The sequence below is a fragment of the Pseudomonas marginalis genome, assembly GCF_900105325.1.
In the GTDB taxonomy this organism is placed as follows: domain Bacteria; phylum Pseudomonadota; class Gammaproteobacteria; order Pseudomonadales; family Pseudomonadaceae; genus Aquipseudomonas; species Aquipseudomonas marginalis.
Window position 1 is genome coordinate 498353 of record NZ_FNSU01000003.1, and the last position, 13483, is coordinate 511835.

General features: G+C 61.1%; 8 protein-coding genes. All 8 read right to left on the reverse strand.

All coding sequences use genetic code 11. The features are described 5' to 3' along the window. Positions 1 to 46: 46 nt before the first annotated feature. A complete protein-coding gene (locus BLW22_RS11650) occupies positions 47 to 3493 on the reverse strand; it encodes a hypothetical protein (RefSeq protein WP_074846382.1) in 3447 nt (1148 codons plus the stop codon). A gap of 178 nt (positions 3494 to 3671) precedes the next feature. Further along, on the reverse strand, positions 3672 to 5285 hold the full coding sequence (locus BLW22_RS11655; RefSeq protein ID WP_065947737.1) for an ABC transporter ATP-binding protein: 1614 nt from the start codon (positions 5283 to 5285) through the stop codon (positions 3672 to 3674). A gap of 1 nt (position 5286) precedes the next feature. Further along, positions 5287 to 6306 (reverse strand): ABC transporter permease, encoded by a 1020-nt coding sequence (locus BLW22_RS11660; RefSeq protein WP_027606501.1) that lies wholly within the window; start codon positions 6304 to 6306, stop codon positions 5287 to 5289. Position 6307: 1 nt separating this feature from the next. After that, a complete protein-coding gene (locus BLW22_RS11665) occupies positions 6308 to 7384 on the reverse strand; it encodes a microcin C ABC transporter permease YejB (RefSeq protein WP_027606500.1) in 1077 nt (358 codons plus the stop codon). Next, on the reverse strand, positions 7385 to 9229 hold the full coding sequence (locus BLW22_RS11670) for an extracellular solute-binding protein (RefSeq protein WP_074846385.1): 1845 nt from the start codon (positions 9227 to 9229) through the stop codon (positions 7385 to 7387). Next, positions 9226 to 11055, reverse strand: a complete 1830-nt coding sequence (locus BLW22_RS11675; protein WP_065927918.1) for an extracellular solute-binding protein — start codon at positions 11053 to 11055, stop codon at positions 9226 to 9228. Before BLW22_RS11675 ends, BLW22_RS11670 begins: the two co-directional genes overlap by 4 nt. A 144-nt stretch (positions 11056 to 11199) precedes the next feature. Beyond that, the gene (locus tag BLW22_RS11680) at positions 11200 to 12615 is read right to left on the reverse strand and encodes a lytic transglycosylase domain-containing protein (protein WP_065927917.1); all 1416 of its coding nucleotides are present in this window, start codon (positions 12613 to 12615) and stop codon (positions 11200 to 11202) included. Between the two features lie 98 nt (positions 12616 to 12713). Beyond that, positions 12714 to 13481 carry a hydroxyacylglutathione hydrolase gene (gene gloB / locus BLW22_RS11685; RefSeq protein ID WP_074846388.1) on the reverse strand — a complete coding sequence of 256 codons (768 nt, stop codon included), beginning with the start codon at positions 13479 to 13481 and terminating at the stop codon, positions 12714 to 12716. Between the last annotated feature and the right edge of the window lie 2 nt (positions 13482 to 13483).

Here is a 13483-nt window from a genome sequence, read left to right on the forward strand (position 1 = left end):
AGAAACGGATCGTTGCACAGACCCTGGCGTTTGGGTAGCCGATGGCTTAATAGGGTTTCAGATTGTGCAAACGCTCGTTTCGGCGGTTGTTGATCAGCAGGACCTTTTCCACATTGTTGAGGTTCTGCGTGGACTCACTCAGATCCCGGTGGTTACTGAGCAGGCACTGGTCAACGACCATCCTGGCAATCGCTTCGAGTCGTGCCGATTGCCAGGACTTCGGTATGGGGGCGGGGTCACCCTGGGTATCCGTTATGAGGGTGGCGTCCAGGGGATGGAGCAGGACCTGCGAACTGGCGCCCGCCACGGGTTCGGAACCGGTGAGATAAGCGCTCCAATCGATCTGCAACTGAACAGGGCCTGGGGCGACCGGGTCATTCAGCAAACCGGATGGCGGGTTGGCCAGCTGCGTGACCAGCATCTGCCTGGGAAGCAGTTGCAGCAGGTAGCGATCCCGCTGGTAGCGAACACGCAACAGGCATCCAAAATGTGCGGTGATCATCGTGTCCCGGGCAGCGGGGGACGGTTTGCGCAGCAGGTACAGTTCGATGTTTCCCTGCTCCAGGCTGACGCGCTTGGGCAGCGGCAGGCAGGCCAGCAGGTAGGCAATGCACACGATATAGCTCTCACGGATGGATTCGAGCGCGGCGTGGAAGTTTTCATCAGCGTTGTGGTCCTTGAGCGTTCTCAAGGATGGCGAAAACCTGTTGACACGTACCTGTGGCTGAATCGCCCTCCAGCGTTCAATGTGCTTTAACTCACCGGCCAGATACAGTTCGGCCAGGGAAAAGGAAATATCCTGGGTACTGACTTGCGGATAGCGAATACCGGGTGGAAGGAAGGGCGCCGGCATGAACACGGTTTTGTCCAGGTGAGCGTTATCCGGATAGACCTCACGCAGGTACCTCAATGCCGCCTCCTTCTGATCCGGATAGGGGGTGTGCAGCGATCCGAAGGCATCGTTGAGTGTGCGCTTCTGTTTCTCATAGGTGCGCACGGCGAGCTCGCCTTTAAAGGGCAGGTCCGTGTCCGTCGCATCCACCACGCCATTGGCACGCGCCCAGTCGAGGACGGGATCGACCGTAGGAGGCAGCGCCCAGAATTCCCGGTTGAGCGTCGTGGCAGGGTTATGGACCAGGGTCATGATGTTCTCAAGTGTCATGTACCGGCTGGCGCCAGGGGTTTTCAGCTCGATGAAATCGACGAACTGCTTGAACACGACCCAGTTCTGGTTACACAGGTAAGGCAAGGTTTCGGGGATGTTGCGCACGAGCAATTGTGGCGCGCTGCCACTGAGCAGCAAATGCGCGGCCAATGGGGCACCCTCCAGCAGCGTCTGGCGCAGGAGGGCTTCAAGATTGCTGCGCACCAGTGCACAGTTGTCACCCCAGTAGTAATCGGTATCGATGGCCAGCCCGCCGACCAGGTTGCGTTGTGTGCCGGCCTGTTCGTCCAGGCTCAGAATCAGCGCGCTGAGCAGCAGTGTTTGTCGACGCTGTTGTGGCGTTGTACCGTGCAGTGCGGCATCGGACCAGATGACGAGGGTGTCCAGGCGCTCGACCAATAGCTGGCTGCGCTGGCTCTGCACCATCTGGTTCAGCAGCATGTCCGCTTCGGCGCGGATCCTGGGGGCGCTCTTGCCCGCCCAACAAGGTTCGCCGAGCCACTTGAACAGGGGCGCTCCATGCGCCTGTGCAAACGCCTGTTGCGCTTCGTATACCTGTCGGCGTTGTGTGCTGGATAAGGTCAGCAATGACGGCTGCGGCTGGCCCAGGCCCTGCCAGTAGTTGCCCAGCCGTGGTGTCGCAGCCCTGACGGCCCTCAGGTAGTGCGCCGCCTGCCGGGCCTGCTCCGCTGTCTTCACTTCGGGCATGCGCAGGAACTTCATCAACTGCTTGAGGGTGGCCTTCATATCACTGCGCAGCTCGCCACCCAATTGTTTGGCCAGCTCCTGCAAGGGCGTGAGACAGCGCTTGAGCGCTCGACTGGAGACGATATCGTCCGTGAGGTTTCTGCGCCTGCCGTCCCTGTCGTCCGCGCCCACGTACCCCTCTTCGGTCAGCAGTACCAGCGCCTTTTCGTCGTCGATACCGCGTTTCACGCAAATGGCGACAAATGATCTGTGCTTGATCATCATCAGCAGTTTTTCGGCGCTCTCCTCCAGCAACTGGTAGAACATCGAGTCAGTGTCCAGCTCGACCGTATCGTCGAGCTCAACCTTTTCATCGGGTTGTTTGCCAGCGCTGACTCGCTCCAGCTCTGTCTGCAGCCGATTGAAGTTATTCAGGGCGCTCAGGCTGTTTTGTTTGCGCTTGAGCCATTGCGCATCCTGGGCAGCTTCACTGCAGTACGGCTGCCCAGGCACGGATGACTGGCGCAGGCGCGCGATCAGGGCGTGCACCTCGCTGGCCTGGAGGGGGACCTCGATGGCGTAGAAGTGCATGAGTTGCGCCAGGCTCAGGCTGTTATTGGAGGCCACCTGTTCTCCCAGCAACGACGCATATTGCGCCAGGCGAATCAGCCGACCCGCCACTGGCGCACCGCCCAGGTGTGTACGCAGGCTGATACTGGTCCCCTGGATCTGCGCGGGTGAGGCCCGCAGGGAGTGATCCTCGCCGGAATAAATAAAGTATTCATCGGGACCCAGCGCAGTTGGGAACGTCTGCGTGAACTCGATCGAATTGATCACGCTCTGCAGTAATTGCGCGGCTTCTTTCAAGGTGTGCGCTACGAAGGAGTCAGACCTCAGCGTGAGGCGCTGGCGGTAAGCGAGGTAGCTGTCATGGGGTTCATCCGTGGTTGCCGCGCTGGCCATGCATTGCTCGAGGTTATCGGCCAGTTGCAGCAAATCCAGGTGCTGTGCGTGCATTTCATGGCGTGTCGCCGACTGCGCGCGGCCATTGTCACCCATCGTTGGAAAGGCATGGTAGGCCTGCAGCTCATCGACAATCATCCGCGCCTGGATCTGGTTTTTGGGCAACGTGTAGCCGTAGAACGCCAGCGTCAACTCGAGTGGCAATTCAAACGTACTGTGGCCGTTTGGCAAGTCGATATAGGGCACGCCCAGCTGGTTGGGATCAAGGATCTCGGAGATGCCCAGGATCGGCACGGACACTTCCAGCCAGCCTGGGTCGTCATGAAGATGAAAGGCCCTGGGTGTCATTTGGTCCTCGTGAATGACATTGGCGTGCAGGGAGCTTCCCATGACCTTGATGCTTCGATACTCCAGGTGCCGCGCGTCGGCCCATGCCAGGAACACGCTCTGGTTGATAGCCTTGCCGAACAGCACCATCCATTGGCCAAGCCTGGAGTTGCGGTCGACCGCGATCAACGCGGGAGGCCCCAGCAGAGTCCAATTGTGCGGTAAGGCGGGCGACAGCAGCGCAACCAGGCTGTTGATCAGCTTCAGATCATCCTGGGTGGCAAACAAGACGGGGCTGGCAGGCAGTGGCTCGGTCGCCGCAGCGGCAATCAGCGGGGCAAATTCGTACATGAATGAAGTTCCGTTTCAAGGTTGCCCAAGAAAACGTTTCTTGGGCGGAACTTCATGGTCGAGGGTTTTTACCTGGGCTTGATAGCCTGCGCCATCCGGAGTTGCTGTAGGTCGAGTAGGCAGCCACGGTGATCCGATGGCGAGGCACGCCAACGCAGGAGGTGGGCGTGCTCATCGCTCAGAAGCGCTCCGGGCAGGGCACCAGAAAGGCCGCTTCCAGCAGTTGACGCGTATACCCATGCTGCGGATCAGCGAAAATCGCTCGCGCATCGCCTTGCTCCACCACCTGCCCCTGCTTGACCACCATCAGTTGGTGACTCAGCGCCTTCACCACCGCCAGGTCATGGCTGATAAACAGGTAGGTCAGGTTGTACTTGGCCTGCAGGCTGCGCAGCAATTCCACCACTTGCCGTTGCACGGTGCGATCCAGCGCCGAGGTCGGTTCGTCCAGCAGGATCAGGCGCGGCTTGAGCACCAGTGCGCGGGCGATGGCGATGCGTTGGCGTTGGCCGCCGGAGAACTCATGGGGGTAGCGATGACGGGATTCAGGGTCCAGGCCCACCTCCTTGAGCGCCGCGATAATCGCCGCTTCCTGCTCGGCAGCTGTGCCCATCCTGTGGATGCGCAGGCCTTCGCCGACGATCTCGCTGACGCACATGCGTGGGCTCAGGCTGCCGAACGGGTCCTGGAACACCACCTGCATTTCCCGGCGCAACGGGCGCACCTGTTGCTGGGTCAGCGTGTCCAGCTGCTGGCCTTCGAAACGAATCCCGCCCTTGCTGGCAATCAAGCGCAGGATCGCCAGGCCCAGGGTGGATTTGCCCGAGCCGCTTTCGCCGACGATGCCCAGGGTCTGGCCCTGGGGCAGGCTGAAGTTGATCCCGTCCACCGCCTTGACGTAATCGACGGTGTTGCGCAAGAAGCCCTTCTTGATCGGGAACCAGACTTTCAGGTCATCGACTTCCAGCAACGGCGGGCCGACTTCGTTGCTGGCCGGGCCACCGCTGGGTTCCGCCGCCAGCAATTCCTGGGTGTAAGGGTGTCGGGGCGACTGGAACAGCGTCTCGCACTCGGCCTGCTCGACGATGCAGCCTTGCTGCATCACGCAGACGCGGTGAGCAATACGCCGCACCAGGTTCAAGTCGTGGCTGATCAACAGCAAGGCCATGCCCAGGCGTGCCTGCAATTCCTTGAGCAACTCCAGGATCTTCAACTGCACGGTGACGTCGAGGGCCGTGGTCGGCTCATCCGCGATCAACAACTCCGGCTCATTGGCCAGGGCCATGGCGATCATCACCCGCTGGCGCTGGCCGCCGGACAATTCGTGGGGCAGGGCCTTGAGCCGTTTGTGCGGCTCGGGGATACCCACCAGTTCCAGCAGCTCCAGGGTGCGCCGGGTCGCGACCTTGCCGGTCAGGCCCTTGTGCAGGCCGAGCACTTCGTTGATCTGCTTCTCGATGCAGTGCAGCGGATTCAACGACGTCATCGGCTCCTGGAAGATCATCGCGATGCGGTTGCCGCGAATATGCCGCAGGGTCTTTTCCTTCAGGGTCAGCAGGTCCTGGCCGGAATAGGTGATGGTGCCGGACGGATGCCGGGCCAGCGGGTAGGGCAGCAGGCGCAGGATCGAGTGGGCGGTCACCGATTTGCCTGAGCCGCTTTCGCCGACCAGGGCCAGGGTTTCGCCGCGCTTGATATCGAAGCTGACGTTGTTCACCACACGGTGGTGATGCTCGCCCGTGACGAACTCGACGGAGAGGTCGCGGATTTCGATCAGATTGTCCTGATTCATCTCATTTCCTCGGGTCGAAGGCATCGCGAGCGGACTCGCCGATAAACACCAGCAAACTCAACATGATCGCCAGCACGGCAAACGCGCTCATGCCCAGCCACGGTGCCTGCAGGTTGGATTTGCCCTGGGCCACCAGTTCGCCCAGGGACGGCGAACCGGCCGGCAGGCCAAAGCCGAGGAAGTCCAGGGCAGTCAGGGTGCCGATGGCGCCGGTGAGGATGAACGGCATGAAGGTCATGGTCGAGACCATGGCATTGGGCAGGATATGGCGGAACATGATCGCGCCGTTCTGCATCCCCAGTGCCCGCGCCGCGCGCACGTATTCGAGGTTACGCCCGCGCAGGAACTCGGCGCGCACCACGTCCACCAGGCTCATCCAGGAAAACAGCAGCATGATCCCCAGCAGCCACCAGAAGTTCGGCTGCACGAAGCTGGCGAGGATGATCAGCAGGTACAGCACCGGCAAGCCCGACCAGATTTCCAGGAAACGCTGCCCGGCCAGGTCGACCCAGCCGCCATAGAAACCCTGCAAGGCGCCGGCGATCACGCCGATGATCGAACTGAGCACCGTCAACGTCAGGGCAAACAGCACCGACACACGGAAGCCGTAGATCACCCGCGCGAGCACATCGCGGCCCTGGTCATCGGTACCCAGCAGATTGACGCGCGAAGGCGGCGCGGGGGCCGGTACCTTCAGGTCGTAGTTGATGCTCTGGTAGCTGAACGGGATCGGCGCCCACAGGGTCCAGGCGTCCTTGGCCTTGAGCAGTTCCTGGATATACGGGCTCTTGTAGTTGGCTTCCAGGGGGAATTCGCCGCCGAAGGTGGTTTCCGGGTAGCGCTTGAGCGCCGGGAAATACCAGTCGCCGTCGTAGTGCACCGCCAGTGGCTTGTCGTTGGCGATCAGCTCGGCGCCCAGGCTCAGCCCGAACAGGATCAGGAACAGCCACAGCGACCACCAGCCACGCTTGTTGGCCTTGAACCGCTCGAACCGGCGGCGATTGAGGGGGGATAGATTCATCTCAATGCTCCCGGCTGGCGAAGTCGATACGCGGATCGACCAGGGTGTAGGTGAGGTCGCCGATCAGTTTCACCACCAGCCCCAGCAGGGTGAAGATAAACAGCGTGCCGAACACCACCGGGTAGTCGCGGTTGATTGCTGCTTCAAAGCTCATCAGGCCCAGGCCGTCGAGGGAGAAGATCACTTCCACCAGCAACGAGCCGGTGAAGAAAATCCCGATGAACGCCGACGGGAAGCCGGCGATCACCAGCAGCATCGCGTTACGGAACACATGGCCGTAGAGCACGCGGTGGTTGGTCAGGCCCTTGGCCTTGGCGGTGATCACGTATTGCTTGTTGATCTCATCGAGAAAGCTGTTCTTGGTCAGCAGGGTCATGGTCGCGAAGTTGCCGATCACCAGCGCGGTGATGGGCAGCGCCAAGTGCCAGAAGTAGTCGAGCACCTTGCCGCCCCAGCTCAACTCATCGAAGTTGTTGGACGTGAGCCCGCGCAAGGGGAACCAGTCGAAATAACTGCCGCCGGCAAACACCACGATCAGCAGGATCGCAAACAGGAACGCCGGGATCGCATAGCCGACGATGATTGCCGAGCTGGTCCACACATCGAAGTGGCTGCCATGTCGCGTGGCCTTGGCGATCCCCAGGGGGATCGACACCAGGTACATGATCAGCGTGCTCCATAACCCCAGGGAGATGGATACCGGCATCTTTTCCTTGATCAGGTCGATGACCTTGGCGTCACGGAAGAAGCTGTCGCCGAAATCCAGCCGGGCGTAGTTCTTGACCATGATCCACAAGCGTTCCGGCGCCGACTTGTCGAAGCCGTACATTTTTTCGATTTCCTTGATCAGCGCCGGGTCCAGGCCCTGGGCGCCACGGTAGCTGCTGGAGCCGGCCACCGAGACTTCGGCACCGCCGCCGGCAATGCGACTGGTGGCACCTTCAAAGCCTTCGAGCTTGGCGATCATCTGTTCCACCGGGCCACCGGGGGCGGCCTGGATGATGATGAAGTTGATCAGCAGGATCCCGAACAGCGTCGGGATGATCAGCAACAGGCGGCGAACAATATAGGCCAGCATTTAATCGCCTCCGCTCGCCGCATCGGCGTTGGTGTCGGTAGTCGTTTCCAGGGTGACGGCAGGTTTTACGTTGGGTTTTGCCCACCAGGTGGCGGTGCCCACGTCATAGCGTGGCGGGTTTTTCGGATGGCCGAGGTGGTCCCAGTACGCCACGCGGAAGGTCTTGATGTGCCAGTTGGGGATCACGTAGTAGCCGAACTGCAGCACACGGTCCAGGGCCCTGGCATGGGCGATCAGGCTTTTGCGCGAGTCGGCGTCGATCAGTTCTTCCACCAACTGGTCGACCGCCGGATCCTTGAGGCCCATGTAATTGCGGCTGCCGGGTTTGTCGGCACTGGAAGACTTCCAGAATTCCCGCTGTTCGTTACCCGGCGAAGTGGATTGCGGGAAGCTGCCCACCATCATGTCGAAGTCCCGGGAACGCACACGGTTGACGAACTGCGAAACGTCCACCCGGCGGATCACCAGGTCGATGCCCAGGTCCGCCAGGTTGCGCTTGAACGGCAGCAGGATGCGCTCGAACTCGGTCTGGGCCAGCAGGAACTCGATGGTCACCGGTTTGCCCGTGGTGTCGACCATCTTGTCGTCGACGATGCGCCAGCCGGCCTCCTGCAGCAATTGGTAGGCCTCGCGTTGCTGGGTACGGATCATGCCGCTGCCGTCGGTTTTGGCCGGCTCGAAGGCCTGGGTGAAGACTTCGGCGGGGATCTTGTCGCGCAGGGGTTCGAGGATCTTCAGCTCATCCGGGCCGGGCAGGCCGGTGGCGGCCATTTCGGAGTTTTCGAAGTAGCTGCGGGTGCGGGTGTAGGCGCCGTTGAACAGCTGTTTGTTGCTCCACTCGAAGTCCAGCAACAGGCTGATGGCCTTGCGCACGCGCACATCCTGGAACATCGGCTTGCGCGTATTGAACACAAAACCTTGCATGCCGGTAGGATTGCCGTTGGGGATTTCTTCCTTGATCAGCCGGCCCTCGGTCACGGCCGGAATGTTGTAGGCGTTGGCCCAGTTCTTGGCGCTGAACTCCAGCCAGTAGTCGAACTGCCCGGCCTTCAACGCCTCCAGGGACACGGTGCTGTCGCGGTAGTAGTCGGTGATGCGGTTGTCGAAGTTGTAGAAACCCTTGGTGATCGGCAGGTCCTTGGCCCAGTAGTCCTTGACCCGCTCGTAGCGGATCATGCGCCCGGCCTTGACCTCGGCCACCTTGTACGGCCCGCTGCCCAGGGGCACCTCCAGGTTGCCCTTGGCAAAGTCCCGCGTGGCCCACCAATGCTTGGGCAGTACCGGCAGTTGCCCGAGGATCAGCGGCAATTCGCGGTTGTTGGTGCGCTTGAACTTGAACAGCACCCGCAGCGGGTCTTCGGCGACCACTTCATCGACATCGGCGTAGTAGGTGCGGTAGATCGGCGAGCCTTCCTTGATCAATTCCTGGAAGGTGAACACCACGTCTTCGGCACGGATCGGGTGGCCGTCGTGGAACCGCGCTTCGGGCCGCAGGTAGAAACGCACCCAGCTGTTGTCCGGGGCTTTTTCGATCTTGCCGGCGACCAGGCCGTATTCGGTGATGGGTTCGTCCAGGCTCTGCATGGCCAGGGTGTCGTAGATCAGGCTGACGTTGTCGGCCGGCACGCCCTTGCTGATAAACGGGTTGAGGCTGTCGAAGCCGCCCATGCTCGACTCGCGGAAGGTGCCGCCCTTGGGCGCGTCCGGGTTGACGTAGTCGAAGTGCTTGAAGTCGGCGGGGTATTTCGGCGGCTCGTTGTACAGCGTCAGTGCGTGTTGCGGGGCGGCGTGGGCCGTGGTGCACAGCAACAGGCTGCCGAGCAGTACGTTGCGCAAATACATCATTGGGCTTTCTCCGAAGCTTTCAGCCACCATGCGCTCAGGCCCAGGCTGTAGGGCGGCGTGGTGACAAAGGCGAACCGGTTGCGGTACGCCAGGCGATGATAGTTGAGGTACCAGTTGGGAATGCTGTAGTGCTGCCACAGCAGCACCCGGTCCAGGGCGCGGCCGGCGGCCAGTTGTTCTTCGCGGGTCTGCGCCGCCAGCAGTTGTTCCAGCAGGTGATCGACAACGGGGTTGGCGATGCCCGCATAGTTCTTGCTGCCCTTGATCGCAGCCTGGCTCGAGTGGAAGTACTGCCACTGTTCGAGGCCGGGGCTCAAGGTCTGGTTGAGGGTGATCAGGATCATGTCGAAATCGAATTGATCCAGGCGTTGCTTGTACTGGGCGCGGTCGACGGTGCGCAGGCGTGCGTCGATGCCGATGCTGATCAGGTTCTCGACATAGGGCTGCAGGATGCGCTCCAGGTTGGGGTTGACCAGCAGGATCTCGAAGCGCAGCGGTTGCCCGTCCTTGTTGAGCAGGCGTTGGCCCGACAGCTTCCAGCCGGCTTCGCCCAGCAGCGCCAGGGCGCGGCGCAGGGTTTCGCGGGGGATGCCGCGCCCGTCGGTCTGGGGCAGGCTGAAGGCTTGGGTGAACAGGTTGGGTGGCAGTTGGTCGCGGTAGGGGGAGAGCATCAGCCATTCATGGCCGGTTGGAACCCCGGCAGCGGCGAATTCGCTGTTGGGGTAATAGCTGAGCGTGCGTTTGTAGGCGCTGCTGAACAGGGTGCGGTTGGTCCACTCGAAGTCGAACATCAGCCCCAGGGCCTCACGCACCTTGGTCTGGCTGAAGGTCGGGCGCCGGGTGTTCATGAACAGGCCCTGGCTTTGGGTCGGGATCTGGTGGGCGATCTGCGCCTTGATCACTTCGCCACGGTTCACCGCCGGGAAGTTGTAGCCATTGGCCCAGTTCTTGGCCTGGTGCTCGATATAAATGTCGAACTCGCCGGCCTTGAACGCTTCGAAGGCCACGTCGCTGTCGCGGTAGAACTCCACCTCGACCTTGTCGTAGTTATAGAAGCCCTGGTTGACCGGCAAGTCCTTGCCCCAGTAATCCTTGACCCGTTCGAACACCAACTGGCGTCCAGGGGTGACCTTGCTGATGCGGTACGGCCCGCTGCCCAGGGGCGGTTCGAAGGTGGTCGCCTTGAAGTCGCGGTTTTTCCAATAGTGCTGGGGCAATACCGGCAACTCACCCAGGCGCAGGATCAACAACGGGTTGCCGGCGCGCTTGAACACAAAGCGGATGCGGTGACGGTTGAGGATGTCCACCCGTGCCACTTCCTGCAGGTTGGTGCGGTATTGGGGGTGGCCTTCGGTCAGCAGGGTGCGATAGGAAAACGCCACATCATAGGCCGTGATCGGCTTGCCATCGTGGAAGCGCGCCTGCGGACGCAGGTTGAACACGACCCAGCTGCGGTCCTCGCTGTATTCCACCGACTGGGCAATCAGCCCGTAGCTGGAGGTGGGCTCGTCGCCGGACGGCGCGTACTGGCCGGTGCCGACCATCAACGGCTCATTCAGCTCATTGACGCCGTATTGCAGGAAGTTGGGGGTGGAAACCGGGCTTGAACCCTTGAACGTGTAGGGATTGAGGGTATCGAAGGTGCCAAATGCCATGACCCGCAAGGTCCCGCCTTTCGGCGCTGCAGGGTTTACCCAATCGAAGTGGGTGAATTTGGCCGGGTACTTGAGCGTGCCGAACTGCGTGTAACCGTGGCTCTCGGTTATTGTCGCGTTCGCACCAAAGCTCAAGGCCAGACTTATTAGTAGAAGGAGGGGACGCTTCAAGTCAGGGATCCGATCCAGGCGGCTTGGGCTTTATGATCGGTACAGTAACAGCTTGTTCCGGATGGAAAAAGCCAGTCGGGATGATGTAGAACCAATGTGGGAGCAAGCTCCCTCCCACATTGGTTCTCCGGGGTTCTTGAAACCTTAGCGCGGCCCGGAAACCACCAGCATCTGCCCAGGCTTCAGCGCCTGGCCAGTACGCGGGTTCCAACGCTTGAGATGTTGCATCTCGACGTTGAAGCGCTTGGCGACGATGTACAGCGAGTCGCCTTTCTTGACCTTGTACTGCACCGGCTTCTTGCTGTCGGCCTTGGCCACCAGCTTGCGGGTGTCCTGCATCACCAGGGTCTGGCCGACCTTGAGGGCCTGGCCGTTGAGTTTGTTCCAGCGCTGCAGGTCATGCACATCGACCTTGTTCGCCTTGGCGATCAGCGTGAGGTTGTCGCCACTGCGCACCTTGTAGCTGCGGGTGCGGCCGGCCACCCGAGCAGTCTCGACTTCGTCGAACACCTGCTTTTTCGGGCGCATCGCCAGCAATTCTTCCGGCTTCATCGTCGAAAGGGTGCTGGTGAGCAATTGTGCCTTGGAGCTCGGCACCAGCAGGTGCTGCGGGCCATCCAGGGTGGTGCGTTGCTTGAGCGCCGGGTTGAGCTGGAACAGTTCGTCTTCGTCGATCTCGGCCAGCGCGGCAACCCGCGACAGGTCCATGCTTTGCTTGACCTCGACCACTTCGAAGTACGGCGTGTTGGCAATCGGGTTCAGGTTGACGCCATAGGCCTCGGGGGCCAGCACCACCTGGGACAGCGCCAGGAACTTGGGCACATAGTCCTTGGTTTCCTGGGGCAGGGGCAGGTTCCAGTAGTCGGTGGGCAGGCCGAGCTTCTCGTTGCGCTCGATGGCCCGGCTCACCGTGCCTTCGCCGGCGTTATAGGCGGCCAGGGCCAGCAGCCAGTCGCCGTTGAACATGTCGTGCAGACGGGTCAGGTAGTCCAGGGCGGCGGTGGTGGAGGCGGTGATGTCGCGGCGGCCGTCGTAGGCGCGGGTCTGGCGCAGGTTGAAGTAGCGCCCGGTGGAGGGGATGAACTGCCACAGGCCGACGGCATCGCTGCGCGAATACGCCATCGGGTTGTAGGCACTTTCGATCACCGGCAGCAGCGCCAGCTCCAGGGGCATGTTGCGTTCTTCAAGGCGTTCGACGATGTAATGAATGTAGAGGCTGCCGCGTTCACCGGCGTTCTCCAGGAAGGACGGGTTGCTGGCGAACCACAGGCGCTGTTGCTCGATACGCGGGTTGACGCCCACGTTGTCCTGCAATTGAAAGCCGCGGCGCATGCGTTCCCACACGTCCTGGGGTACTTCTGGAGCAGGCTTCTCTGAAAGCCAGATGACGGGTTTCTGCTTGATCTTGGCGGTAAGGTTGGGCTTGGGTTGCACGGTGGATTGTGCGGCGAAATTTGTCGATTGGCAGCCCGCCAGCGTGGCGGACACAGCCACCGCCACAGCTTGAGCCAGGCGGGTCAATGCGTCTGAATGGTTGGATTTACGAATAGATGACGACATTGGCTGGAAGTAAGTTCCGGGCAAAAATGTCGGGCGATTCTAGAAAGCACTTTGGTTCCGGTCAACCATTCAGAAATTACGTATCAGATTGCGTCCCTTTAGAACTTATCTTTCCACGCCCTCAAGCTAGCAAATACCTCGGCCCCAGAGCGGTTGTCGCGGCCATTCCGTTCGTCCGCTTTTTGTTTAACGGATGTTTCAGAGGTACGCAGGAAGGGGTTGGTGCGCTTTTCCAGGGCCAGGTTGGAAGGCAGCGTCATCTCGCCCCGGGCCCGCAGTTGACGGACGTTTTCCACCCGTTCGGAGATGTCGGCATTTTGCGGTTCCACCGCCTGGGCAAACTTGAGGTTACTTTGTGTGTATTCGTGGGTGCAGTACACCAGGGTATCGGCGGGCAGGGCGGCCAGGCGCTCGAGGGAGGTGTGCATCTGTTCCGGCGTGCCTTCGAACAGGCGGCCACAACCGGCGGCGAACAGGGTGTCGCCACAGAACAGCACGCCTTGGTGGTAGAAGGCGATATGGCCCAGGGTGTGGCCGGGCACGGCATAGACGTCGAAGTCCCAGCCCAGCACGCTGATGCGGTCGTTATCCTGCAGCGCGATGTCCCGCGCCGGGATCGTCTCGTTGGCCGGACCATACACCTTGGCGTCGCTCACACCCTTGAGTTGCTCGACACCGCCGACATGATCGTGGTGATGGTGGGTAATCAGGATGTCGCTGAGGGTCCACGTCGGGTTTTGCTCGAGCCAGGCCAGTACCGGCGCGGCATCGCCGGGATCGACCACGGCACACCGTTGGGTCTGCGGGTCCTGCAGCAACCAGATGTAGTTATCGGTGAAGGCGGGCAGGGCACTGATCTGTATCATTC

Excerpts from the sequence above, each read along its gene's own strand:
- BLW22_RS11670 (WP_074846385.1), bottom strand. The coding sequence starts at position 9,229 with ATGATGTATTTGCGCAACGTACTGCTCGGCAGCCTGTTGCTGTGCACC.
- BLW22_RS11665 (WP_027606500.1), bottom strand. The coding sequence starts at position 7,384 with ATGCTGGCCTATATTGTTCGCCGCCTGTTGCTGATCATCCCGACGCTG.
- gloB (WP_074846388.1), bottom strand. The coding sequence starts at position 13,481 with ATGATACAGATCAGTGCCCTGCCCGCCTTCACCGATAACTACATCTGG.
- BLW22_RS11660 (WP_027606501.1), bottom strand. The coding sequence starts at position 6,306 with ATGAATCTATCCCCCCTCAATCGCCGCCGGTTCGAGCGGTTCAAGGCC.
- BLW22_RS11650 (WP_074846382.1), bottom strand. The coding sequence starts at position 3,493 with ATGTACGAATTTGCCCCGCTGATTGCCGCTGCGGCGACCGAGCCACTG.
- BLW22_RS11655 (WP_065947737.1), bottom strand. The coding sequence starts at position 5,285 with ATGAATCAGGACAATCTGATCGAAATCCGCGACCTCTCCGTCGAGTTC.
- BLW22_RS11680 (WP_065927917.1), bottom strand. The coding sequence starts at position 12,615 with ATGTCGTCATCTATTCGTAAATCCAACCATTCAGACGCATTGACCCGC.